Annotated in this window: 19 protein-coding genes; 7 read left to right on the top strand and 12 right to left on the bottom strand. The window is 39.7% G+C overall.

The features are described 5' to 3' along the window. Positions 1–131 precede the first annotated feature (131 nt). From Q0A08_RS10155 to argH, 3 genes are all read right to left on the bottom strand, one after another. Positions 132–2,093: an Lnb N-terminal periplasmic domain-containing protein gene (locus Q0A08_RS10155; RefSeq protein WP_438466899.1), complete on the bottom strand. Its 1,962-nt coding sequence runs from the start codon at positions 2,091–2,093 to the stop codon at positions 132–134. Between the two features lie 181 nt (positions 2,094–2,274). After that, on the bottom strand, positions 2,275–2,706 hold the full coding sequence (locus Q0A08_RS10160; protein WP_438466901.1) for a DUF3015 family protein: 432 nt from the start codon (positions 2,704–2,706) through the stop codon (positions 2,275–2,277). Between the two features lie 176 nt (positions 2,707–2,882). Further along, positions 2,883–4,283: an argininosuccinate lyase gene (gene argH / locus Q0A08_RS10165; protein ID WP_438466903.1), complete on the bottom strand. Its 1,401-nt coding sequence runs from the start codon at positions 4,281–4,283 to the stop codon at positions 2,883–2,885. Positions 4,284–4,466: 183 nt separating this feature from the next. Here argH and hemC point away from each other — a divergent pair, with 183 nt between their 5' ends. The 4 genes from hemC to Q0A08_RS10185 all read left to right on the top strand — a co-directional run bounded on the left by hemC (position 4,467) and on the right by Q0A08_RS10185 (position 9,067). After that, positions 4,467–5,393 (top strand): hydroxymethylbilane synthase, encoded by a 927-nt coding sequence (hemC, locus tag Q0A08_RS10170; protein ID WP_438466905.1) that lies wholly within the window; start codon positions 4,467–4,469, stop codon positions 5,391–5,393. 72 nt (positions 5,394–5,465) lie between these two features. Further along, entirely contained in the window at positions 5,466–6,227 is a 762-nt protein-coding gene (locus tag Q0A08_RS10175; RefSeq protein ID WP_438466907.1) for a uroporphyrinogen-III synthase, read from the top strand. Positions 6,228–6,236: 9 nt separating this feature from the next. Beyond that, complete coding sequence (locus Q0A08_RS10180) at positions 6,237–7,826, top strand: uroporphyrinogen-III C-methyltransferase (RefSeq protein WP_438466909.1); 1,590 nt, start codon at positions 6,237–6,239, stop codon at positions 7,824–7,826. Next, positions 7,823–9,067: a heme biosynthesis HemY N-terminal domain-containing protein gene (locus tag Q0A08_RS10185; RefSeq protein ID WP_438466911.1), complete on the top strand. Its 1,245-nt coding sequence runs from the start codon at positions 7,823–7,825 to the stop codon at positions 9,065–9,067. The genes Q0A08_RS10180 and Q0A08_RS10185 overlap by 4 nt, the downstream gene beginning before the upstream one ends. A gap of 83 nt (positions 9,068–9,150) precedes the next feature. Here the strand turns inward: Q0A08_RS10185 and Q0A08_RS10190 are convergent, their stop codons facing one another. Then, on the bottom strand, positions 9,151–13,110 hold the full coding sequence (locus Q0A08_RS10190; RefSeq protein WP_438466913.1) for a PAS domain S-box protein: 3,960 nt from the start codon (positions 13,108–13,110) through the stop codon (positions 9,151–9,153). A gap of 285 nt (positions 13,111–13,395) precedes the next feature. Here Q0A08_RS10190 and Q0A08_RS10195 point away from each other — a divergent pair, with 285 nt between their 5' ends. Next, positions 13,396–14,607, top strand: a complete 1,212-nt coding sequence (locus Q0A08_RS10195) for an ammonium transporter (RefSeq protein ID WP_438466915.1) — start codon at positions 13,396–13,398, stop codon at positions 14,605–14,607. Between the two features lie 73 nt (positions 14,608–14,680). On the opposite strand, the gene yjjG is transcribed toward Q0A08_RS10195, so the two are convergent. Next, positions 14,681–15,376: a pyrimidine 5'-nucleotidase gene (yjjG, locus tag Q0A08_RS10200; RefSeq protein WP_438466917.1), complete on the bottom strand. Its 696-nt coding sequence runs from the start codon at positions 15,374–15,376 to the stop codon at positions 14,681–14,683. A 118-nt stretch (positions 15,377–15,494) separates the two neighbouring features. Here yjjG and Q0A08_RS10205 point away from each other — a divergent pair, with 118 nt between their 5' ends. Continuing rightward, positions 15,495–16,424: a LysR substrate-binding domain-containing protein gene (locus Q0A08_RS10205; RefSeq protein ID WP_438466919.1), complete on the top strand. Its 930-nt coding sequence runs from the start codon at positions 15,495–15,497 to the stop codon at positions 16,422–16,424. 135 nt (positions 16,425–16,559) lie between these two features. On the opposite strand, the gene Q0A08_RS10210 is transcribed toward Q0A08_RS10205, so the two are convergent. Both Q0A08_RS10210 and nadE read right to left on the bottom strand, forming a co-directional pair. Continuing rightward, complete coding sequence (locus tag Q0A08_RS10210) at positions 16,560–17,234, bottom strand: hypothetical protein (protein ID WP_438466921.1); 675 nt, start codon at positions 17,232–17,234, stop codon at positions 16,560–16,562. Between the two features lie 135 nt (positions 17,235–17,369). Further along, positions 17,370–18,188 carry an ammonia-dependent NAD(+) synthetase gene (gene nadE, locus Q0A08_RS10215; RefSeq protein WP_438466923.1) on the bottom strand — a complete coding sequence of 273 codons (819 nt, stop codon included), beginning with the start codon at positions 18,186–18,188 and terminating at the stop codon, positions 17,370–17,372. A gap of 265 nt (positions 18,189–18,453) precedes the next feature. Here nadE and Q0A08_RS10220 point away from each other — a divergent pair, with 265 nt between their 5' ends. After that, a complete protein-coding gene (locus Q0A08_RS10220; RefSeq protein WP_438466925.1) occupies positions 18,454–18,927 on the top strand; it encodes an FKBP-type peptidyl-prolyl cis-trans isomerase in 474 nt (157 codons plus the stop codon). A 118-nt stretch (positions 18,928–19,045) separates the two neighbouring features. Here Q0A08_RS10220 and Q0A08_RS10225 read toward each other — a convergent pair whose 3' ends face one another. The 5 genes from Q0A08_RS10225 to Q0A08_RS10245 form a co-directional block, all read right to left on the bottom strand. Further along, a complete protein-coding gene (locus tag Q0A08_RS10225; RefSeq protein ID WP_438466927.1) occupies positions 19,046–19,444 on the bottom strand; it encodes a hypothetical protein in 399 nt (132 codons plus the stop codon). A gap of 209 nt (positions 19,445–19,653) precedes the next feature. Continuing rightward, complete coding sequence (locus tag Q0A08_RS10230) at positions 19,654–20,394, bottom strand: substrate-binding periplasmic protein (RefSeq protein WP_438466929.1); 741 nt, start codon at positions 20,392–20,394, stop codon at positions 19,654–19,656. A 305-nt stretch (positions 20,395–20,699) separates the two neighbouring features. Further along, a complete protein-coding gene (locus Q0A08_RS10235; protein ID WP_438466931.1) occupies positions 20,700–21,179 on the bottom strand; it encodes a DUF1203 domain-containing protein in 480 nt (159 codons plus the stop codon). 326 nt (positions 21,180–21,505) lie between these two features. Next, positions 21,506–22,183 (bottom strand): glycosyltransferase family 25 protein, encoded by a 678-nt coding sequence (locus Q0A08_RS10240; RefSeq protein WP_438466933.1) that lies wholly within the window; start codon positions 22,181–22,183, stop codon positions 21,506–21,508. Between the two features lie 34 nt (positions 22,184–22,217). Further along, positions 22,218–23,054: a glycosyl transferase family 90 gene (locus Q0A08_RS10245; protein WP_438466935.1), complete on the bottom strand. Its 837-nt coding sequence runs from the start codon at positions 23,052–23,054 to the stop codon at positions 22,218–22,220. Positions 23,055–23,683: the final 629 nt, after the last annotated feature.

Consider the following 23,683-nt stretch of genomic DNA (forward strand, 5'->3'; position numbering starts at 1 on the left):
GTGTATGACCTAGGCCCAGTCATAGCAAGCCTAGATGCCATTAAGTGAGCTGCATTTCTAACTCTTTTTTAAGCCCATTCAATTCACTCACATTTTTTACCCTATGAAATTTTTAAGATATGAAATTTCATTTAGAAAAAATGGTTATATTGTAGTGATAACTGATGAAAGTTAGCCTTCCCTAATACTTCTTCACGTTCAGCATTAAGGCTAAAGCTTTGGTTTTGTTGCCAAGCACAACTCCCCGTCCAACGTAACTTCATACGATTAAACTTTGCATTAATGAAACGATATTGAGTCGCATGTAATTCACTCGTATAAGTATCATTTTGCAATAACAATCCAACATCGATTTTAGGAGCGAACTCAAGGTAATCTTGAAACTCGTTCGAACCTTCTAATTGCCCACCAAATAATGCATAAATATCGACTTGATTGAAACGCCAACTACGCCCAAAACCTGCAACAATTTGCTTATTAAGTCTACGACTATGATCTGGCATAAGATGCCGCTCTAATCCTGTACTCACCTGCCAAGCCGTATTACTTAAATACCGATCAGAAGGCGTCAAAGATCGAATATTGAGCAGATCAAATTGTTCAAGTTTGATGTCATTTTCGTCAAATACACTTCTTTGTTGTAAAAAGTTAATCTGTGAGCCTTTATCAAAACCATAAACCGGATCATCTAGACTATGAAGGGTTAACTTTAAATCAAACACCCCTTTATTTTGTTCGCTGGTCTTTACAAAACCTAGCCCCAACTTTTGACTTAAATGCCCTTTTTCTGGCGCCACAGGTTGAGTGATTTGCAATGCCACACTTGATTTACCCAACTTACTCCTTGCTCTCAGAAGAGGAAGGCCTAAACGTTTTTTCTTATCCTTAGCCTCTTTCTCTCTTAGAGTAATTAGCTTATAAGCCGCTTCTAGAATTAATCTTTGCCTATCACGTGGCAATGACTTTATTTGCTCAGCAAGTTGGTTATAACTGCTTTCTTGTAGGTCTAACACCAAGTCTTTTTCAACTTGATTTAAATGCTCAAGATAGCTGTAAAACAAACGATTTTCAGACGCCCTAAATTGCTTTTTTTCAATCCAGTTTCGTTTTTCTAAGGCACGAATGGTATCAACCGGAATCGCCAAGTAATCAAACTCGGCGGTTAAATCTTGCTCAGGCCTAGCGACATCTAGGACAGCTAATAACTGGTAAGAACAATTCTGTGTCGAAAAGTAGTAATCAAACCTTACCTCTTGCAACTCCCATAAATGAGCTATAATCCAATCAGTTTCATCTTCATTAAGATTAAGCTGATACTCCCATATATCGCGATTATTAGTACGCGTATATTCCTTAACTTTCTTATGATAATACAAGATAGAGAAGTAGCCTGGGTGCCCGCCAAAAAGCCCCTTTATCGCATACATAGCACCATGGTGATCATCCTCAGCATGAGCAGCATAGGTAATTGATTTAGATAAAAGAGTGGATTTCCCTTTTAAATCTAAACGTAGCAAAGTGTGGCCAAACATGGACGATGGGCTATTCAGAAAAGCGGTAGGAAAAATAAGCCAAGCTTGCTTTACTGGATTCTCATTTCGCCAAACCAAATACTCCTGACAATAAGATGATTTTCCATCAAAACCTGTCTCTACTAATAAGCCTTTCTCCTGCTCGCTTAACGTTAGGGCTAGCGCCTCGTATAAAAAACGGTTTCTAGCAGGAAAACGACAGGCAGATTCTTTATCTTTTTCTTGCTCACTCAACAACAATTCGATGTTGGCAACGAGTTCGAGTTCAGGCTTAAATTTACCCTCGTCAGATATAAAAAAATCGCCATCATCAACAATACTTTCATAGCCTTTTTGCCAGTCTGGCTTGTAATGCAATAACTTGTTCCACCTAGGGGCAAGATACAAATTTTGATCAAGGGCTTTTTGAATAAGCTTTTGGCGTAAGCTATCTTTTTGCAAAGACTCAAAAGAGGGCTCAACTCTAGAATGTTCATTAGCACTTAAAGCACTAGATAAGACGAATGAAAATAAGAGTAAAACCTTAACTAACGAAAGTTTTAATAAGGTGAAACGCACCATAATGTCTTTTCATTCCTTTATTAATCAGATCAGAAGCGACCTAAGAGGCAGCTGTGTTGAGGAGGTATTTACAGAAAGGGGTAAGGCTAGTCAGAAGTTAAGCCATAAAAACATAAGTCGCTCAATAGTCAAACAAAAGGGGAAGTCGACTATTGAGTTCCTTAACTACGCTTTAGACAAGTTAGGCAGCAACAACACCTTGGATGTTCTGCATAACTTCTTCTGCACTCATGCTGTCAGAAGTATAGATTTGATCAAAGTTTTCTTGCATCAAGTTGATGAAAGTTTCTTTTTCTTGCACTTGAAGTAATTCAGTTAATGCGAAAACAACTTCTCCTTCACCCATCGCCATATCTTCTGCAATTTGCTCCATATTTTGATCAATGAAGATTGTTGCAGCAACAATTGGTTTAGAGGTGTCACAGCCTGATGTGCCCGATGTCAAACTAAAGCCTGAACCAAAAGTGCCATTTGTTGATGCTGCGAACAAATGAGAAAACAATCCTTTTTGACCTTCCCAAACTTCCGCACCTATACCACAACCGGGATTAGCCATGGCTGAAAGTGGAGATAGTGCCAATAAACCTATCGCTAAAACTTTTGAAACTCTCATTTCATTCATTCCATTTATTGAAGTAATTTTCAGCATTCTGACATAACAAACATTGTGCTTACAAACCTTTATTAGCCTTTTTCCAATAAAAAAGCCAAACATAAGTCTGGCTTTTCAAATAACGTATCATCTTATCCTAATAAGGGTTAAGAGATACCAATTTATTAGCACTTTAATTAACGCTTAGCAATTTCAGCTTGAGCTCGAGCAACCGCAGCACGTACTTGAGCAGGTGCAGTACCACCGATATGATCACGGGCAGCCACAGAGCCTTCTAGTGTTAAAACGTCAAACACATCCGCCTTAATCATGTCACCAAAACCTTTCAGTTCTTCTAACGTCATTTCAGAAAGGTCACGACCTTGCTCTACTCCAAAACCAACCGCCTTACCAACAATCTCATGAGCATCACGAAAAGCAACACCTTGCCTTACTAAATAGTCAGCTAGATCAGTGGCAGTAGAGAAACCACGACGCGCCGCTTCATACATGTGCTCTTTACGAGATTCAATCGCAGGGATCATATCAGCGAAAGAACGCAGTGAACCTTTTAAGGTATCAACCGTATCAAATAAAGGCTCTTTATCTTCCTGGTTATCTTTGTTGTAAGCCAAGCATTGTGACTTCATTAAGGTCAACAAACTCATTAGGTGACCATAAACACGACCCGTTTTACCTCGTACTAGCTCTGGTACATCTGGGTTTTTCTTCTGCGGCATAATAGAAGAACCGGTACAGAAGCGATCTGGTAGGTAAATAAAGTTAAATTGAGCCGATACCCAAAGCACCATTTCTTCCGCCCAGCGAGACATATGCATCATGATGATAGCCGCTGTTGAGGTAAACTCAATCGCAAAATCTCTATCACTTACAGAATCAAGCGAGTTATAAGTAGGACGCTCAAAACCAAGTAGTTCAGCCGTCATATTACGATCAATTGGATAAGTCGTTCCAGCAAGCGCAGCCGCGCCCAATGGCAAGATGTTGATACGCTTACGACAATCTAAAAGACGCTCATAGTCACGCTGAACCATCTCATTCCAAGCCATTAAATGGTGGCCAAAAGTAACAGGTTGCGCAGTTTGTAAGTGAGTGAAACCTGGCATTATGGTATCAGCTTCTTTTTCTGCCAGACTTAAAATACCTTGCTGTAAGCGTGTTAGTTCTTCTAAAAGAAAGTCAACTTCATCACGCATATAAAGGCGAATATCTGTCGCAACTTGGTCATTACGTGAACGGCCTGTATGAAGCTTCTTACCTGTAATACCAATTTTTTGCGTTAAGCGAGCTTCAATGTTCATGTGCACATCTTCAAGCTCAATTGACCAATTGAATTCACCTTTTTCAATTTCTTCTTTAATTTCAGCTAAACCTTGAATGATCTGGTCACGTTCTGCGTCAGTTAGCACGCCCACACTGGCTAACATTTTCGCATGAGCAACAGAACCTTGAATATCTTGAGCAGCCATACGCTGATCAAATTCAACCGATGCAGTAAAACGTGCTACAAAAGCATCAACAGGCTCAGAGAAACGTCCACCCCATTGCTGGTTAGTGGCTTTATTCGTGTCAGTCATTTATTCCTTCCCACATAGTAATTTAAGGCTAGCTTTAAAGACTGCAAGATTACCTGATCCAAGACCACATATAAAGCACCATAAGGATGACGCTTAGACTCATTCTTAGTATCATGGTCACAATTTAGTTAGAGGCTTTTTAATTCTTCTAACATTCATTCTCTATCAATGTCAGGATGCCTAGTGAAAGATAAAATCATCATCGCCACCCGTGAAAGCCAGCTAGCCCTTTGGCAAGCTAATAATGTTAAAGACTCTCTAGAAGCACTTTACCCAGATACACAGGTTGAGTTACTGGGCATGACAACCAAAGGTGACCAAATCTTAAACTCACCGCTTTCTAAAATTGGCGGCAAAGGTTTGTTTGTAAAAGAACTAGAGCATGCATTACTAGAAGGCCGCGCGGATATTGCCGTGCATTCAATGAAAGATGTACCTATGGCTTTCCCTGAAGGTTTAGGTTTAGCGGTTATTTGCGAGCGAGAAGATCCCACTGATGCCTTTGTTTCTAACAAATACGATAACCTAGCAGCATTACCACAAGGTGCAGTTGTGGGCACATCAAGTCTACGCCGTTCGTCTCAACTTGCCCTTGCTCGCCCTGATCTTGTTATTAAGGACCTAAGAGGTAACGTTAATACGCGCTTACGTAAATTAGATAATGAAGAATATGATGCAATCATATTAGCCACAGCAGGTTTAATGCGCCTTGAAATGACAGATCGTATCAAAGAACGTATCTCTGATCTTGATAGCTTACCTGCAGGCGGACAAGGAGCTATGGGGATCGAGTGCCGTAGCGATGATACGGACATGATAAAACTGCTTGCACCGCTACAACACCAAGAGACTTACTACAGAGTCACTGCAGAACGCGCTGTTAATGAAAGGCTAAACGGTGGTTGCCAAGCACCTATAGCTGCTTTTTCAATACTTGAAGGTGATGAGTTGTATTTAAGAGGTTTGGTTGGCTCTGTGGATGGATCTGTCATTTTACGTGATGAGATTCGCGGTTCTAAAAATGATGCTCATGCTTTAGGTGTACAACTAGCCGAAAAATTGATCGACGCAGGTGCCGATACTCTGCTTGCTGAAATTAATAAAGACTAAGCAATATTTTGTTCTAACTAAATGGGGTAATTGGCAAAGTCAGTTACCCCATTGATACATTAAAGGCATTCAATGCAACTATCTGGCAAACACATTTTAATTACACGTCCTCAGCCTGAGAACCAAGTTAGTTGTGAGCGATTTCAGCAATGGGGCGCGAATACCTTACCCTTACCCATGATGAAAATTGCTGCTTTAACAGATCAAGAAGCCTACATTCAATCTCAAATCTTCGATTTAGACCTTTATGACAAGGTTATTTTTATTAGTAAGAATGCAGTACGCCATGGGGTTGAATGGATAGAAGATTGCTGGCCAATGCTACCGGTTGGTATTACTTGGATAGGCATAGGTAAAGGCACCAGTCATTTTTTAAACGAGTTGGGCACTGACTTAGGCATTCAAGCCTTAACCATGGACCAATCAGGACACACCTCAGAAGAGCTCCTTAATCAAGCTTGCATGCATAATGTTACAGGTCAAAAGATTTTAATCATGGCTGGCGAAGGTGGGCGCAGTAAGTTAGAGAAAAGCCTTATAGAGCGCGGCGCCCAAGTTAACCATCTTCCCCTCTACTCTCGAAATAAGATTGACTATGTAGCAGAACAGGTTGCCGAGGCCGAAAGCTGTGAAGTAATATTGATTACAAGTGGTGAAGGGCTAGAAAATCTGGTTGATACCCTCTCCCAACATGATACAAACTGGTTTAATAAGCTAATAATCACCCCCAGCCAAAGAGTAACGGATATAGCTCTACAACTTGGTTGGAAAAATGTCGTTAACGCAAACGGTGCCGATGACGACAGCTTATACGCCACCCTAACTCAGTTATAGGACTCATAGATGGCCGACCAAATCGAAAACAAAGAAAAAAGCGCAGAAGATACAGATACGCAGTTAGATCAGGATTTGTCAGCCACAACTAGTCAAACACCAAAACAAGACACAAATATGACGCCCAAGAAACAAACGCCAGCCAGCACGACAAATAACGCCAAAAGTGGCCTAATTTATGCCACCCTTTTACTGAGCGCAGGGGCTTTTGGTCTAAGTGGTTGGCAGTTTTATCAAGCAGAATTAAAAGAATACGACACAAAACTAGATCGTATTAGTCAAAGCAACGCCAAGCTAGAAACCATTTTGGCGCAACAAACCCAAGCGGTGGCGCAAGTTGCACCTATTCAGTCTTCTTTAAGTAAAGTGATTCCCGCACTGAAAAAGCTCGAAACTGACGGTCAAAACATTCAAGAAAACAGTGCCAAACTCGGATCTGAAATCACTTCGGTACGTAAACAGCTAAGCCGTTTAAAGAACACAAGTAAAGAAGATTGGAAGTTAGCCGAAGCCGAATACCTAGTACGCTTAGCAAATCAGCGACTATTAATGGAGAAAGACATTAATGGGGCTGAACAGTTATTAGTTAGCGCGGATACTATTCTTGCAGAGATGAAAGATCCTATTCTATTTGATACTAGGCGCGCGCTCGCAAAAGATATTCAAGCCCTTAAGTCGACTCGCTCTTTCGATTTAGAAGGGGTTTACCTGCAGTTAGATGCGCTTTCCTCTCTCGTAAATAGCCTACCGCAAAAAGAACCAAGTAAGCTATTTAGTCAAAATACAACCCCAACGACACCTGCAGATACGAATGAAGCAGGTGAAGGCAGTTATGCAAAAGTCTTAGTACAGGATATTTGGCAAACCCTTAGATCTTTAGTTGTCATCAATTACAACAGCAAACCCATTAAGCCATTATTACCCCCCACAGAATATCAACAACTCATTACTGGTATTCAGCTACAGGTCAATGTGGCTCAGCTCGCGCTAATGAAACAAGAAAGCAGTGTTTATCAGATCGCACTAGAGCATATTGCCAATGCAATTAATGAACACTTTGATATTGATTCAGCAGCAGTATCAGGCTATCTAACCAGCTTAACAGCATTGCAACAAATTAATGTCTCGCCAGAACTGCCTTTACCTCGCGGTTCTTTAGCAAGCATGAAAGACTTAATGCAAAACTGGAACGGTACAGGTAGGAATAATCGCCTTGCGATTCAAGCGCCGGCTGAAACATTAGGCATCACACAAGAGCAAGACATAGTTGCTAAGCCTCAAGCGCAGGACGTGCCAGAGCTCATTAAAGTTGTCCCTAAAAGCACAGAGGTTGTAACAGAAGCGCAAGTCGAAGACCAAGCTGCTGTAGTGAAAAAAGAAGAATTACCAACGCCTGATCCAGAAACACAAACGCCTTCAGTGGATGTTCAAACAGAGCAGAGCTCGAACCAACAAGTAATTATTCCCTCAGATGGAAGTGCCGCAGAAACAAATACTGGAGGGACAAACACGTCAGGGCCTACAGCTACAGAAGCTGATACGGTAGAAGAAGCCATTATCCAAGCACCAGCTACCTCTGAACAGGAGACTAGCCTATGAGACGTTTATTCCTAATTATCGTTTCGGTTTTAGTCGCTGGCGGTACCTTAGGCTTGTTGATGAAACAGGATACAGGCTATGTACTGCTATCCTATGGCAACATCACACTAGAGACGAGTATCTGGGTATTTGCTTGTTTTATCTTGGTACTGCTATTTGTTCTTAGTTGGGTGAAACGTATTTTATTTGCCAGTTTAAGGCCTGGTAGCTCACTCGCTAAATTAACGGGCAATATGCATCAAAAACGCGCATCTCGAAATACAATTCGAGGCCTATTAGAACTGGTAGGCGGTAATTGGTCTAAGGCTGAGAAGCTTCTGACCAAGAGTGCCAATAATGTTTCCTACCCTCTCATTAATCACATTGCAGCAGCTTATGCTGCCAGTGAACAGGATGCCCACGAAAGATCCAAAACCTTATTACGAGAGGCACATCGCTCTTCTCCTGAAGCCGAGTTTGCCATCAGTTTTGCCCAAAGCCAGATTCAAATGCGTCAAGGCCATTTTGAAAGTGCTTTAGCAACCTTGCTTCGCCTTCATAAAATTCAGCCAAAACATAGACAAGTACTGAAAATGTTAGTGCAAGCTTATAGCCATTTAGAAGACTGGCAAGCGCTGTTAAACCTAACACCAATGCTTAAAAAAGAAGGCATCCTTAATGACAGCAATATGCTGGATCTAGAGAAAAAGGCCTTTAACGCCCTACTTGAGCACTTTACTCATAAGTCCTTACAAGGCCATAGTCACGACGACATTCTTAAAACAATAGAATCTGTTTGGCAAAAGTTAGATGGTTTAGAAGATGATGAGAGCATGCGTATTACCTATGCTAAGGCGATGACGCAGTTTGGGGATGAAACCAAATCAGAAAGCTTTATCCGTAAGTGTCTAAACAAACTTTGGTCAGATCAACTTGTGCTTGTGTACGGCCAAATTGACCATAAGAACGCTAAGAAGGCGCTACAACAAGCTGAATCTTGGTTAGGTAAGCATGGAGATAGCTCAGAGTTATTACTAACCTGTGGTCGTCTTAGTCAGAAGCAACAACTATGGGGTAAAGCCAGAGACTACTACCAATCGTCTATTGATATTCAACCGACATCTGAAGCTATCTCAGATTTAGGTCGTTTACTCAATGCATTAGGTGACAATGAGGCAAGCCAAGCGCTATTTTTGGCAAGCTTAAATGGCCAAGGTAAGCCTCAACAAAACCTTCCCCTACCTGTGACAAGTCAGCACTAATAAGTACAGGTCGAATAAGCACAGACCAAGTACAAATTAGAATAAGGGGCGAATGATACGCCTCTTATTCTTCTGCTTTATCGTTATTCTTCTACTGTCTCAGCTTCTAGCATTTTTTGAATCGTGCCCACAAGATGATGTAAATCGAATGGCTTAGGCACATGGGCATTCATACCGACAGCTAAACAATGCTCAATGACTTCTGATTGAATATTGGCTGTCATGGCAATTATAGGCAGTGTTAATGCTAATTCCTCTCGGATAACAGAGGTGGTTTGATAACCATCAAAATCTGGCATTTGTATGTCCATCAAGATCAAATTGATTTCATTCTCTTGGCTCAAATAAGATAATGCTTCGACCCCAGACGCCACCGATACAACATTTGCACCAGCATGTTGTAGTAAACCAGCCGCCACAAGACTATTAATTGGGTTATCTTCAACTAATAACAAATTGGTTCCGACTAGAGACGCTTTATCTTCACCTGCTAAATCATCAAGGTAAGCATAATCATCTGCCAACATGTCGCAAATTTCTTGATTCGTTTTAGCTAATTTAAAGGTATTTAAATCCATTTCAGAAAGATAATTCACTTCGAGTAAATCTGCTTTTTTAACACTTTTTAATGTGAAGAAGAGACGCTTAAGTGCCTTCAGCAATGCCGTTTTAGTGACAGGCTTATCCAGTGTAATCGCTCGATAATTGTCTAACACCAAGGCTTTCTCTAACAAGTTTTGCTGATCAAATGCGGTTACCATTAACAAACAAGCTGGCATCAATGTATTGTCTAGTTGATGTATTTGCTCAATCACATCTAAACCATTAAAAGCAGGCATATTGTAATCGAGGATAACGAAGTCGTAATCATTCACACTCGTGAGTTTTGCAATAGCTTCTAACCCAGTTTTGACTGAATCTATCTGGCAATCAAACTGATCCATTTGCTGTTCGAGCACACTAATAGAGCGCTCATCATCATCCACAATAAGTACCTTATGAATACGTTCTTGTAGAGATGTAGGCACCAAGGTTTCCCGTTGAATTGGATGAACTTGCAAAGGTAACAACACATGAAATGAGGTTCCCTTGCCAACCTGACTCTCTACTCGAATCGTCCCGCCCATTAACTCAATGAGTTTCTTTGTAATCGCAAGCCCAAGGCCGGTTCCCCCAAAGCGTCGATTAATTGAGGCTTCTGCTTGTTTAAAGTCAGTAAAGATATGCTCTAGCTGATCCGTATTCATACCAATACCAGAATCTTCTACACAGATAGCGAGCTCTCTTTCAGACACCATTTTTAAGCTTATTAATACATGGCCAGATTGCGTAAATTTAATCGCATTACTGCCTAAGTTTAATAGTATCTGCTTTAACTTAAGGGCATCTGTCTGAACCTTGTTCGGCAAACCTTTATCAATATCGAATAATACTTCTATCTCTTTATTATTTAAGCTTGCTGACAGTATCAATGCCATTTCATCAATTAAGCTTGAAAGTTCAAACTCATGCTTCTCAATCAACATTGAGTTAGCTTCTATTTTTGAGAAATCTAAAATATCGTTAAGTATTTTTAGCAGAGAATTAGCCGCTACTTGGGTTTTATCAATAAAGTCAGACTGGGTAGGTGATAAAGACGTTTTCTTGACCAATTCTAGCAAGCCAATTACCGCATTCATTGGGGTTCTTAGCTCATGACTCATGTTTGCTAAAAAGCTTGATTTTGCCTCACTGGCGATATCAGCTCTGTCTTTTGCTCGAGCTAATTCATGCTCTTTTTTCAGTCTATCACTGATGTCTCGTGCAACAAGGTGAACGTATTCTTTACCATCGAGATAAATCAAGTTGGCATTAACAGACACATGCATTTCTTCATCTTGATTATTTACAAAGCTGGTATCAAACCATACCTTTTTCGATTTCTGTAATTCGATTTGATAAGGTTGCCACCAGCTAAAAGAGTGGTCAGGAAAGATATCAAATAACTTACGACCAAGTAGCATTTGGCTCTCAACGCCAAGGGCTTGGCAAGCCGCTTGGTTAACCTTAATCATGTCACCTCTTTCGTTCATCCAGAACACAGCATCTGAGGTTGCTTGAGTAGACACTTTCTCCAACTGCCATTCAAACTCTAAATACTTTTGCCTGGTTAAATCCGTCACTATGGCAAGATAGCCCATGTTTTCCCCTTGATCATTATGAATCAAGCTAACACTTAAATTACCGGGAAACTGACTAAGGTCTTTACGTAAAAAAATTCTTTCCTGATCTTCATGGTTATTATGTTGTTTACCTCTATGTAATAACTCATTTTCAATCAAGGTGCGCTTCATATACCTAGCCAATTGAGACCCTTGGCTATAATAAGTGGGGTAATCAACCCCTAACTCGTCGGCAAATAGCACACTGTCTGGTTTGCCTATCACATCCTGCTCTGTGTATTGGAATAAATACTTAGTCGCTGGATTGATAAAAGTCACCAAGCCCTCTAGATCCGTGGCAATTACAGCAAAAGCAGTACTATTTAGAATGCCAGACTGTAAATTCAGCACCGACTTCATCTGCTCTGTTCTAAGCCTAACCACCTCTTCTAGCTCTTCATTAGAACGCTGCAGTGCCTTTTCTGCTCGTTTCATATGGCTAATATCAACCGCCGCAATCGTCATTCCCATAGGGCGATTATTGCTGTCTATCATAGGCGTTACATGCAAACCTAGCGAGAGCAAGCGGCCATCCTTATGCAGCCTTTGAGTATCCAAGATATTGTAAGATTGACCCTTTTCAATAAAGCCCTTACCCATATCATATTCGGCCCACTTATCATTCGGTAATATCATAGCCGGCAAGAATCGCCCTAAAGACTCCTCTTCGCTATAACCAAAAAGCAAGGCTGCCGCTGGGTTCCAGCTTAATACACAATCATCATTATCTAGGCTGATAATGGCTTCATTTACACTGGTTAAAATTGAGTTAAGGCGAATACTTTGGCGTACAACCTGGCGACGCCTAGTTAAGGAAGTGATTAAAAAGAAGATAACTGCAGAAAAAAGAAACGCGCCTGCTAGCACTGTCTTTTGTACGCTGTCTTCATCGACTAGATGCATAGCTTCAATATAATCTTGGCCTGCGATTAGTTCGATATGCCAGCTACGATTATAAAAATTAAGATCTGCACTTACTTTATAATGCGTGGGATTAGTCACCGTTTGTTGATAAAACACTTGGTCATTCAAGTTAGTAACATCACGCATACTAAATGCTAAAGAACCTGATTTGATACCAATCGCTTGTGCGAGATTTTTACCTAAGAATTTGGCATAGCTCCAACCGATTAAGTCCTTTTCACTAAACTCATTGACCTGTGTATAACGGGACTCTTTATACATAGGAAAGAAAATCAGAAAGCCCCTTTCATCAATTGAAGCAGTTTTCTTAAAAAAGATAGGGGGCGTTATTTGAAAGTTATTGCGTAAAGCCGCATTCAGAGCAGACTCATGACTCACTGCATTAAAAGCAAAATTATAGCCTTGCATAGATTGGTCTAAAGGCGCATTGGTATATTGCACCGCGAAATAGTTTTCTGCATCGTCACCTGCTGGGGTAATAATATACTTGCTACCAAGCTGTTCAGACATCCACTTTTCAAAAGGACGTTTTTCATTTCGAGGCACAAACCTGACGATGCCAAAGCTAGTAATATTGGGAAACTCTCGAGAATAATTTTTTGCTTTTGAAAATTTTTTAAAGTGCTGCTGCGTTAGTATGTTGTTTTCGACACTATTTACCAATGCCTGTAGGTCAGTCAGTGCATATTCATAATAACGAAACTCATCTTGAAGTCGCTTCTGATAATTCTGTAATTGAAGGTTTAAATCAAATTCAATTCGTTTAGCATTATTAATGCCTTGTTGTTGAGCAAAATAATTCGCCACAGGAATCCCTAAAAGCAGGACAACAAAAGCAACACCATAGTTAGGCAACCATGCTTTAACAGATTTACTTGTCGCTCGATTCAGTAATTGGGACACATGTCCAAACAACATCCATTAACCTCACCAACTTATTAAGACAACCAGCTTAACAAACTCAAGAGCCTGCTTTTATTCCTTTTTTCAATATCTCTTCATTTACCCCAGTTTTTTTAAACGACGCCCTAGCAACAAGCATTAAACACTAAGGAAGCACCAAAAAAGAACATTGGGCACACTAATTGCAAAATATGCTCCAGAGTGCACCAAAACAATAAAGGCGCACCAAACCAAAACAAAAACGATAAAAATAAGTGCAAAAATACTTTTTGTGCACCGAAATAAAGCAAGGGAAACCCTATGACACCTATTAACAGTGCTGTTGAGATACTGGTCTCAAGTTCAAACACTATATTTATTTTACTTGGCGCCATTATGGTCTTCGCCATGCATGCAGGCTTCGCCTTCTTAGAAGTCGGAACGGTACGAAACAAAAACCAAGTAAACGCCTTAGTCAAAATTATGACAGATTTTGGTGTTTCTGCTGTGGTCTATTTCTTTGTAGGTTACCAAGTAGCGTATGGCGTAAGTTTTTTTGCCAGTGCTGAGACCTTGGCACAGAACAATGGCTATGAACTCGTTAAGTTCTTCTTTTTGATGACATTTGCTGCTGCTATCCCAGCTATCATCTCTGGCGGTGTGGCGGAACGAGCCAAGTTTTACCCCATGTTAATCTCATCAGCCATGATAGTTGGCTTAGTTTATCCATTCTTTGAAGGTATCATTTGGAATGGCAATTACGGTTTCCAGGCTTGGCTTGAAAATCAATTTGGCTATGGCTTCCATGACTTTGCAGGCTCTGTCGTCGTTCACGGTGTCGGTGGTTGGATTGCGTTAGCTGCCATCATGCTATTAGGTTCACGTAATGGCAGAATGCGCGGCGGTAAACTGATGGCATTTGCCCCATCCAATATCCCTTTCCTTGCATTAGGGGCTTGGATTTTATGTATAGGCTGGTTTGGCTTTAATGTCATGTCTGCTCAAACTCTTGATGGAATCAGTGGCTTAGTTGCTGTAAACACCCTAATGGCCATGGTAGGTGGTATTTTGAGTGCGATGGTTTTCGGCAAGAAAGATCCAGGCTTTATTCATAATGGTCCACTTGCTGGTTTAGTCGCTGTATGTGCTGGTTCTGATGTCATGCACCCAATTGGCGCACTTTTCACTGGCGTGATTGCAGGCTTTCTTTTCACTTGGCTATTTGTTGTTATCCAGCAAAAAATGACCAAAGTAGATGATGTACTAGGCGTTTGGCCATTACACGGTATTTGTGGTGCTTGGGGTGGTATTGCTGCAGGTATTTTTGGCAGCCAAGCTTTTGGCGGTTTAGGCGGTGTCAGCCTTGCATCTCAAGTCATTGGTACAATGGCAGGCATTGCCGTAGCGCTAATTGGTGGTTTTATCGTTTATGGCGTGATGAAAGCTGTCATGGGTATTCGTCTAAGCGAAGAAGATGAGTTTAACGGCGCCGACTTATCTATTCACAAAATTAATTCGATGAATAAAGACTAAAGCAGCCCTTCATAAACACTGATATACACTTAAATTAAACGCCCTAATCGTTAGGGCGTTTTTAATGTCATTATCATTCAGTCTTGATTAAAGCATTATCAAGTAACAAGCGTCTTAACTGATCTAGATTAGCGACTTCATAGGTTGGTTCAATATTGTCAGGGACAGGTTTGGCATGGTGATTCAGCCAACAGGTATCTATCCCTGCCTGCATTCCTCCTAATATATCCGAGTGTGGGTTATCCCCAACCATGAGCACAGAGGCCTTATCCTGATGATTCAATTTAGCCAGAGTATGCTCAAAAATAGCCACATCTGGTTTTGCTAAACCCACCTGTTCAGAAATAACCACATCTTGGAAATAATGCTTTAAACCCGTATTCTCTAGCCTTGCTTGCTGTAGCTCTGTAAAACCATTGGTAATAATGGCCATATTAACTCGGCTTGATAAGCTTTCTAGTAAGGCAACGGCACCGGGCAGTGGTGCACATATTTGAGCCATTGCATTCAAAAAGCCCGAGTTGAGTTCGTTCGCACTGACCCCTAGCTTTTCAGCCCAAAGGTTAAAGCGTTCTGTTTTGAGTGTTTGTGCGCTGATCCTTTGCTCTTGGTAGGCTGTCCATAAAGGTTTATTGACCTGCTTATACTCATGATAATCCTGTTCAGAGAACTGTACATCATAGCCAATAAATAGCTTTTTTAAGCCTGCGAAATCATCAAAAGAAAATAAGGTTTCATCGGCATCAAACAAAAGCCATTGATATTTCATTAACATCTTACTCCTCAAAAAATGCAGTATATAGTTCAGATCTATTACAAACAATACTGATTTAATGAGATATATTGTTGCTATAATCTCAACAATATTGATTTTATCTTGGTGCCCTATGTCGAGCTTTAATACCTTACCTATATTTGTTGCCTTAGTAGAAGCAGGCAGTTTCTCCAAAGCTGGAGAACAGCTCAATACCTCTAAATCGGCTGTCAGTAAACGTATTAGCCAACTCGAAAGTGATTTAGGTGTACGCCTATTTAATCGCACCACCCGCAGCCTGACCTTAACAGAAGCAGGTGAAGAGTATTATGACTATGCTAGCCAAGCAATTAGCCTAGCCAAAGAAGCAGAGTATGCGGTGAGTCGGCTACAAGCTAAACCAAAGGGAAAGCTGAAGATCAGTGTTCCCATGACCTTTGGTCGACTTTATGTCAGCAACTTAATTCCAACCTTCCTCGCGCTTTACCCAGATATTCAAATTGAAATGGTAATGGATGACAAACGCCAAGACTTTATCAAGCAAGGTTTTGATATTGGTATTCGTATAGGGCAACTAGAGGATTCCAGTCTAGTCGCGAAGAAGATAGCCCTTTGTCGCAGTGTGATTTGTGCATCAGAGGCTTATTTAGCCAAACACGGAACACCGCAAAAGCCTCACGATTTAAATGATCATAACTGCCTTTATTACTCATATTTTCGAGCAGGACAAGATTGGCTTTTTCATAAAAAAGCAGACAAAAAAGAGAATGAGTTTATTAAGGTGACTCCCAAGGGAAATTATCGCGTCAATAACTCTGACGCTTTGCATGATGCAGCTATCGCTGGGCTTGGCATAGTGAATATGCCAACCTTTATCGTCGGACCTGACCTTGTAAGAAACAAGCTAACTCAAGTGCTCACTCACTACCCTCAACCTATCCATGGTATTTATGCTATTTTTCCAGAACGTAAACACCTAGCCACCAAGGTCAGAGTCTTTATTGATTTTCTTCAACAAGAAATAGGCGGTGATACACCGATTTGGGATCAAGGCTTGTCTTAGAAAGTAGACTGGAAGGGAGAATTTAAGGGCATAAAAAAACCGTTACCTTAAACCTTATTTCAGGTGCCAATAACGGTTTCTCTTTAGCTAGAAAAAAGCAAAGAGTTTTTTCTAGTAGTGGGCAATTAAATTTATCTAGAAAAGATAATTAACACCTAACATAGCACCATCATTGATGCGGTCAGAGGTAAAGTTATCTTGCCACAAGTTCTCATAATAATACTTAGCAAACAAATTTAATTGCGGTGAGAACTGATGATTAATACCTAACTCATAACCAGACTCGGTAATGACACCTTCATTCCAGTCAAAGGCAAGAAACTCAGGTCGAAAGCTAAAACCGATTATCATTGACGTTGAATCATTGATGCTTTCATAAAAACTTAAGGCGAACTCTATTCCTGTTCTTTCATAATTACCGGCCTTGGTTTGATTAATGCCTAAGTGCAAATCAGCGCCAACCGTATCATTAATAGGCGAGCTGTATTTCAAACCACGAATACCAACCGCTGTCATAGTCGCAGTTTCAGTCGCTGTCATATCATATTCAGTTCGAGAGAAATACAAACCAGCAAAGCCCATGCTTTGTTCTTTCTGAAAGTCCATACCAATTTCAACATGGCTCATATCAGGCCCATAACCTAGCTCTAACAAGAAATCAGGCTGATAAAATCCTGTTTCCGTCTCTACCTCATCAATACTTAAAAAAGCACCTTCAGCTTGCGCAGTTACACTAAAAGATAAGCACAAAACACCACTAACAGCTCCGATTAGAAGCGACTTTAAACGAGGTAAAACAAGAGCTTTCAAACTAATTTCCTTGTATTGATAAAGCAGAATTAAATAACGAAAACAGACCATAACACTGGCATTAGCAAACCGCAAAAGCCAAGGATGGAGGGCAAATTAGTTTGACACTAATTTTACCCTCTTTACGCCTTTTCCCTAAGGGGTTGGAATATCATCACGCTTATGACGAGTTTTTAAATAGTTGCTCAAGATAGTTTCTTCTGCTTTAGCGTTCACCTCACGACCTTCTAAAAAGTCATCAATTTCATCATAGGTAACGCCCAAAGAGACCTCATCTAACAGCTGCGGTCTATCGTCTTCAAGATCCGCTGTTGGCGCTTTGCCATGAACAGAGTCTGGCGCACCTAAGGTTTGTGCTAGCAGTCTAACTTGGCGTTTATTAAGACCAAACAAAGGCGCAAGGTCACAAGCACCATCTCCATGTTTGGTATAAAAGCCAGAAATATTTTCTGCACTGTGGTCGGTTCCAGGTACCAGTCCGTTGTACATGCCAGCGACTTCATACTGAGCAATCATACGCATACGGGCTTTAGAATTCCCTTTGGTAAAGTCTCGCTTAAAGTCACTCGGTGCTTCCATTCCTGCATCTGCTACGCTTGCCATCACAGATTCATGAATACCATCCGTGCCCGCTTTAATATTTATCGCTAAAGATATATCTGGTTTAATAAAGCTGAGAGCTAATTGAGCGTCGTCTTCATCTGCCTGAACACCATAAGGTAACCTCACAGCAATAAACTTATATTCATCACCTAATTCTTCACAAGCTAACTGACATAAACGACCACATAAAGACGAATCAACACCACCACTAATACCTAGCACGAGCACTTTCATGCCAGATGCTTTTAGTGTGCTTTTAATGAAGTTTACACGTCGACTTATCTCTTGATCCGGATCAATGCTAGGTTGAACACGCATCTCTGCCACTATTTGCTGCTTTAAGGCTTCCATTAATCTGTCCTACTCATGGTTAATTCAGATTCTTCATACTCACTAAAACAAAGCATTTATCGGGCCATACTTATCCGCCTGATAACTTTTTACAAAGCTTATGCTTAGAGAGTCTATAAAGATAATATGACGCTATTTTAAGAGTGATAGTGAATGGGTGTAAACGCCTATTTTCCTGAGGAAGAACTAAATTCACCCTTGAGCAAAAGCATTAACCCAGATAAAGTGCTCATTCCTTTATTTTATGGTGTTTTGAGTTAAGCCTATGTCTAAAATTATCCTACTCGTGATCATAGTTGCCCTTGCCTTTTTATGGTTTAACAAGAGCAAGAAAAATAAACAACTGGCCATAGAAAATGCCAGTGCTGGTAGCGCTTTTTTAGCTGAAAATGCAAAAGACCCAGATGTTGTAACAACAGACTCAGGCCTGCAGTTTAAAATACTGCAACAGGGCACAGGTGATGTGCACCCAAAAGCCACGGACCAAGTCAAAGTGCACTATCATGGCACTTTAGTAGATGGACGTGTTTTTGATAGTTCTGTTGATCGTGGAGAGCCGATTTCATTTGGATTAAATCAAGTGATCAAAGGCTGGACAGAAGGTGTTCAACTCATGGTAGTTGGTGAAAAACGTCGTTTATTTATCCCTAGTGAACTTGCCTATGGTGAAAGCTCAGCAGGCATAATCACACCTGGTTCTACCCTAATATTTGATGTTGAATTACTTGAAGTTAACTAAATAAAGTATCAAGAAAAGAGCCATCGCTTGATGAGAAGTGGTGGCTTTTAAACAGTTACTCTCGTGTTAAATCTCTGGCATTTTTCACATGCAGAAATGGGGATTATTAGCCGTTTACCTAGCTATTTAATAAGATGCCCACGACTTGAAAATTTAAGATCAGAGGATTCAAGCTATTCGCATTATCAATTGTCACATGTGCCCTAGTATTAGGGGATTGGAAATGCCCTTCGCCTAAACTGCTCATACCTAGTGAGCTAAAGCCAGCGATAATATGCCAACTACCTTCTAGCCCAACCGAATCAGAATGAGACTGACATAAGGCCTTAATGTCATTTGCCGCCATGGCGTAATCCATTGTTTCCATTGTGATATTTTGCTGATTAAAGTCATATATGGCCATAGACCACACAATCTCTGCAATACCTTCGTCACTGTCCAGCTTCGTAATTTCAGCCATCATATTTGGCTGATCATTTACAATCAAAAGTTCCTTTTTATAGCCTGACACCAACATACTTCTTTCCTAATAAAATCTTATTTGCTTATTAAAACAGATATAAGCATTAAAAAAACAGAGATAAACCAGCAATAAGCGAAATAAATAAGGAAGAGCCATAAATAATATGTATTAATCCAAAAATTAAGATAACAAACTCTAAGCGATTTCGAAAAATACCGTTTATAAGTCATAGACCTATTTCAGCTTTTGGGAGTAAAAGTCGATTATTCAGGAAAATAACGCGACAGAATTTTTTGATATTGGCCACTTTCTTTAATGGCCTTGAGACTTTCTTTTAGCCTTTGGATCAACAAAGGGTCACTTTTTGGATGCATAGCAAGATATAACTCTTCGGATAAATCTTCGATCCTAAGTACCCGCTCAATCAGATCGAGATCCAACCCAGCTTCCTTCACCTGATAAGGAAGAGAGGCCTCATCATAAGCAATTAATTCCATGCGTCCATAAATCAGCATACGCACAACAAACTGATCAGCATTCGCGACCTCTAGGTGTTTAAAGCCACGGTTCTCCAAATACATTTTGATGGCATCTTCCTGAGAAACGCCAATTTTATGGGCTCTGGCATCCTCAAAGGAATGGATATGTAAATCCGTATTCGATTTTAGTTTATAAAAAGACGTTCGATAAGGCGCGATAGTACCAAGCCAAACAAACATGGACTCACGCTCTGGTATACGGGCAATGGAATAGATTAAAGTATTAGGTTCAATCTGAGCGGTTCTATACGCACGAGGCCAAGGAAGGAACTCAATATCGACATCAAGGTCTGCATGCTCAAGCACAGCCAAAACAACTTCACTCGACACACCCTCTGCTTTATCTTTAACTTCAAAATTATATGGAGGGAAGTTCTCTGTAACGACTCTTAATTCTAAATGGGGGTCCGCACGAACAAAACAGCTCAACAAGATAAATACAAGAAATAACAAGCGCAAGTGCATGGAATCTAGCCCCTTTCTAAAACTGTCGATGCTCTCCCCACACCTTTAGCCTAGTTGTGTCACTTAGATAATGCTATCCCTATCATCACCACAATATTTAAATTGTTATTCTGCCCTATCCAATCAAAATTTCAAACCTAGTCAGCTTAGCAGCATCTTAATGTCTCTACTCTTGCTAATCTGTGATAGCTAAAATACGTTCCTTTAAAAGTCTAAAGAATTTATCTTAAAAAGCGAAAACTCGTCACACTTTAAAGCAAGCTATTTAAGACAATAAAGCACTAAACTGGCAACTAGCCAAACCTTTAAACTAAACGTTCTACCCGAAAACTAAAACATCCATAAGCCGCATACCTTACCATCACAAAAGAGGCACCTTCAATAGAGAGGTAATCAATAAGATTTGCCTCTGCATCCTCTATACTGGTTAGCTTAGCATCTAGTATTCGCTCATGTTTAGAATAGGCTTTTAATACAAATGGGCTCGTTAAATAGCTGGCCTGTTCACTACTCAGATAAGACAAACTCAAACCATCAGTGACTTCATTACTCGCATTCGCTAGTACAAATATTGGCCCATACTCCTTATAAGGACCCGATACACTAAAGGGACAATAACTGGCTAAGATCAGCTTTTCTCCAGCTTTAGCGCATCTAAAAACATCTCGACATGGTTCACCTCCAGAAGCCGTTATTATCTCAACCGCTTGGTTTTGATCATCCAGCCCTTCAACTCTAACTTTATCTAAAAATTCAGATCTAATTGGTATTATTTGATACTTCATCTTCATCCTTAACCACTCATCGTTGTTACTATCATTCAAAAAAATAAGTGATCATTAAAAACTGAGCCTTTAAAGCAAAACATCCAGATATTGTTTTTGTATCGAATAAGCAATAACTATAAGTAAATTAGAAAGCAGCTAGAGAGAGTACTAGGAGAGTGCTAAAAGGAAGAGCTAACTCATCAGCACTAGATGATTAGCTCTATGTAACTAGAAATGTTCAAACCTAAATAAAGAGAAAAGTGTTAAACCCAACCTATGATTCTATCTTTAATCTTAGCTCTAAAACTTGCTCTCACCTTGTTGATTAGAGGCATGAGGTAAAATTATACAAATTCATTCACCAAAAAGTGTTTGGTACTTTTTCTCAAAGACAAATCGCTTTCAAATCGGCCTGTCTTAGAACCTTGCCAAACTAAAGGCTTAACAGACCAAAAAATGTTTAGCTCAGCTTGCTCCCAACAAGAAGTAACAAAGGCGTCTGCTGGGTAGTTAAATGCCTCTTGTCTCGCTAAATAACCTTCTATCACATCACATAGTTTTTTCGCTGCTAAAGGGCTCACCAAATAACCCGCCGCCCTTTTTGTACCTTTCATTTTCACTAAGGTTTTATTTAAATACCAAATCGGCACATCATAGCTGCAATATTCAATATTGATGTAATAATTCTCTTCTCCATCCAATGCATTTAATAAGGTTTTACAATCACGCACAATCGAGGACTTAAAAGCGGCATCATCCTCAAGCACTAAACCATGAGTATCGCTATTCGAGATTCTTTTCAGCGCATCATAATGCTTCCAAAAGCAAGACTTCTCCGCTTTATTCCGAGATAAATGCAAATTATTAAATGGGGTATAACAACCATGATTAAAATCTTTTGCAGGAAATGAATCGACCCAACTTAAATTATATTCATCTTCGATTTCACAGAGCTGCCTTTGAATATTAAGCATTCGGTTTTCATACTTATCAAGGCGTTCATGGATACAATAAATATTCATAAAATTAAAACCTAATATCAATTTTGACTCAGCACTAAAGCTGGCCAGATAATTCGAAATAGCGCTGTAAAAGTAAAATAGAAATAGCGTCTTCCACTTTAGGGTTTTGAAACTGCGCTATAAATTGATGGGCATTTTTTATGATCATTTCAGCCTGCTCAGGATAAGCAAGGTAGTAACCCATTTTTTCATCAAGATCTGAATAGTCTTCTTTAAGCTCCACATAATGCACGCCAGAAACTAACGTACCTTCCATAAACCAGGTTTCAAATTTAGGCTTAACCATTAAGCAAAGAGAGTTAGAGGACATACTCCATTTCAAGCTAGTCGCAACATCATTGCCCTCTATAGATAGAATGAACTTATATTGCAGCTGTTCATCAATAGTTAATTTTTCTTTCTGCCAAACCACATCCTCCGCAGGTTTATTAGTTTGCCCAATCTCGCATCTAGGATGATCATGAAACGCCTTCATAAACTCTCTACGATGCTTTTGATAAGCGGCACCGCGCCAAACTAGCATGTCTTTTTTCTGGCGAAATGAGTAGGGATCATCAACAAACTGGAAATGCCTATGCTTATCTAGATTCATCAAAATGGCATGCTTATTATCCCCTTCAATAGGCCTAGCTTTAACGATATAAGGATAATCTTCTAAATACGTCTCATCGCCAAACCTATGATTAAACTTCAGATCGCTCGAAAAATAATAAAGGTACTGCTTTAGGTCGTAATAATAAGCGCTAGGCTTTTCTTTTTTGAAATCACCTATCAATTTAGCATTATCAGGAGTAATAAAAGGTGTATTTTGTTTTAGATAATAACGAATACGCCTTTCAATATTTTGAGTATTAGCATCACTTATTGTCATTAAGCGCTTCTTTCTTTTTTTAAAGAAGTAGCAAGGCATGGATAGCCTTACAAAGGCCCCAGTATAAAACATCAGTTTAGATGTTTTATTATAAGAAGATAAAAAAACATAAGCACCCAGAGAATAAATTTTATTGAAGCAGAATTCATTTCAAAACCATCTGGATAACTTAACATACTGATTTTAAATGATTTTATTAAAAAAATGTAATCTAAAAGGAAAACAGAATACTTAACTAAGCAATAAACAATGAACTAGGTGCGATGCAACTCATTGAAAAACAAAGACTTTATAAAGTATCTCTATCAATATCGAACATTAACTTTTTTTAATGTTAAGGTAAGATTAATTTTTTGTAATCTTTATAAAGCTAAAAATTAAGAATTAGCTTTATAATATTCAATTCGTTTACATTCAGATTATTTTTAATAAAAAATAAGCTATTAATGGATAGTGAATATTTTATATAAACAGATAGTAAGTAACTTATATAAAAATATAAAAAAACTAATTAGAAGTAATTAGGACCGATTAGCTATAACGGTTCACACTCGTTACTTTCTGAAAGTCTCTGATACGGGTACAAAAAACCATAGCTAAAGATGCATAAACAATCTCAATTAGGAAAT

Origin of the sequence: Marinomonas sp. PE14-40, assembly GCF_051623805.1 — a bacterium.
Lineage (GTDB): Bacteria > Pseudomonadota > Gammaproteobacteria > Pseudomonadales > Marinomonadaceae > Marinomonas.

What these genes read in the sequence shown, in the direction of transcription:
- nadE (WP_438466923.1), bottom strand. Translation starts at nt 18,188, where the DNA reads ATGGAAGCCTTAAAGCAGCAAATAGTGGCAGAGATGCGTGTTCAACCT.
- Q0A08_RS10225 (WP_438466927.1), bottom strand. Translation starts at nt 19,444, where the DNA reads ATGTTGGTGTCAGGCTATAAAAAGGAACTTTTGATTGTAAATGATCAG.
- Q0A08_RS10245 (WP_438466935.1), bottom strand. Translation starts at nt 23,054, where the DNA reads ATGACAATAAGTGATGCTAATACTCAAAATATTGAAAGGCGTATTCGT.
- argH (WP_438466903.1), bottom strand. Translation starts at nt 4,283, where the DNA reads ATGACTGACACGAATAAAGCCACTAACCAGCAATGGGGTGGACGTTTC.
- Q0A08_RS10220 (WP_438466925.1), top strand. Translation starts at nt 18,454, where the DNA reads ATGTCTAAAATTATCCTACTCGTGATCATAGTTGCCCTTGCCTTTTTA.
- Q0A08_RS10160 (WP_438466901.1), bottom strand. Translation starts at nt 2,706, where the DNA reads ATGAGAGTTTCAAAAGTTTTAGCGATAGGTTTATTGGCACTATCTCCA.
- Q0A08_RS10230 (WP_438466929.1), bottom strand. Translation starts at nt 20,394, where the DNA reads ATGCACTTGCGCTTGTTATTTCTTGTATTTATCTTGTTGAGCTGTTTT.
- Q0A08_RS10155 (WP_438466899.1), bottom strand. Translation starts at nt 2,093, where the DNA reads ATGGTGCGTTTCACCTTATTAAAACTTTCGTTAGTTAAGGTTTTACTC.
- Q0A08_RS10240 (WP_438466933.1), bottom strand. Translation starts at nt 22,183, where the DNA reads ATGAATATTTATTGTATCCATGAACGCCTTGATAAGTATGAAAACCGA.
- Q0A08_RS10235 (WP_438466931.1), bottom strand. Translation starts at nt 21,179, where the DNA reads ATGAAGTATCAAATAATACCAATTAGATCTGAATTTTTAGATAAAGTT.
- yjjG (WP_438466917.1), bottom strand. Translation starts at nt 15,376, where the DNA reads ATGAAATATCAATGGCTTTTGTTTGATGCCGATGAAACCTTATTTTCT.
- Q0A08_RS10180 (WP_438466909.1), top strand. Translation starts at nt 6,237, where the DNA reads ATGGCCGACCAAATCGAAAACAAAGAAAAAAGCGCAGAAGATACAGAT.
- Q0A08_RS10190 (WP_438466913.1), bottom strand. Translation starts at nt 13,110, where the DNA reads ATGTTGTTTGGACATGTGTCCCAATTACTGAATCGAGCGACAAGTAAA.
- Q0A08_RS10185 (WP_438466911.1), top strand. Translation starts at nt 7,823, where the DNA reads ATGAGACGTTTATTCCTAATTATCGTTTCGGTTTTAGTCGCTGGCGGT.
- Q0A08_RS10175 (WP_438466907.1), top strand. Translation starts at nt 5,466, where the DNA reads ATGCAACTATCTGGCAAACACATTTTAATTACACGTCCTCAGCCTGAG.
- Q0A08_RS10195 (WP_438466915.1), top strand. Translation starts at nt 13,396, where the DNA reads ATGACACCTATTAACAGTGCTGTTGAGATACTGGTCTCAAGTTCAAAC.
- Q0A08_RS10205 (WP_438466919.1), top strand. Translation starts at nt 15,495, where the DNA reads ATGTCGAGCTTTAATACCTTACCTATATTTGTTGCCTTAGTAGAAGCA.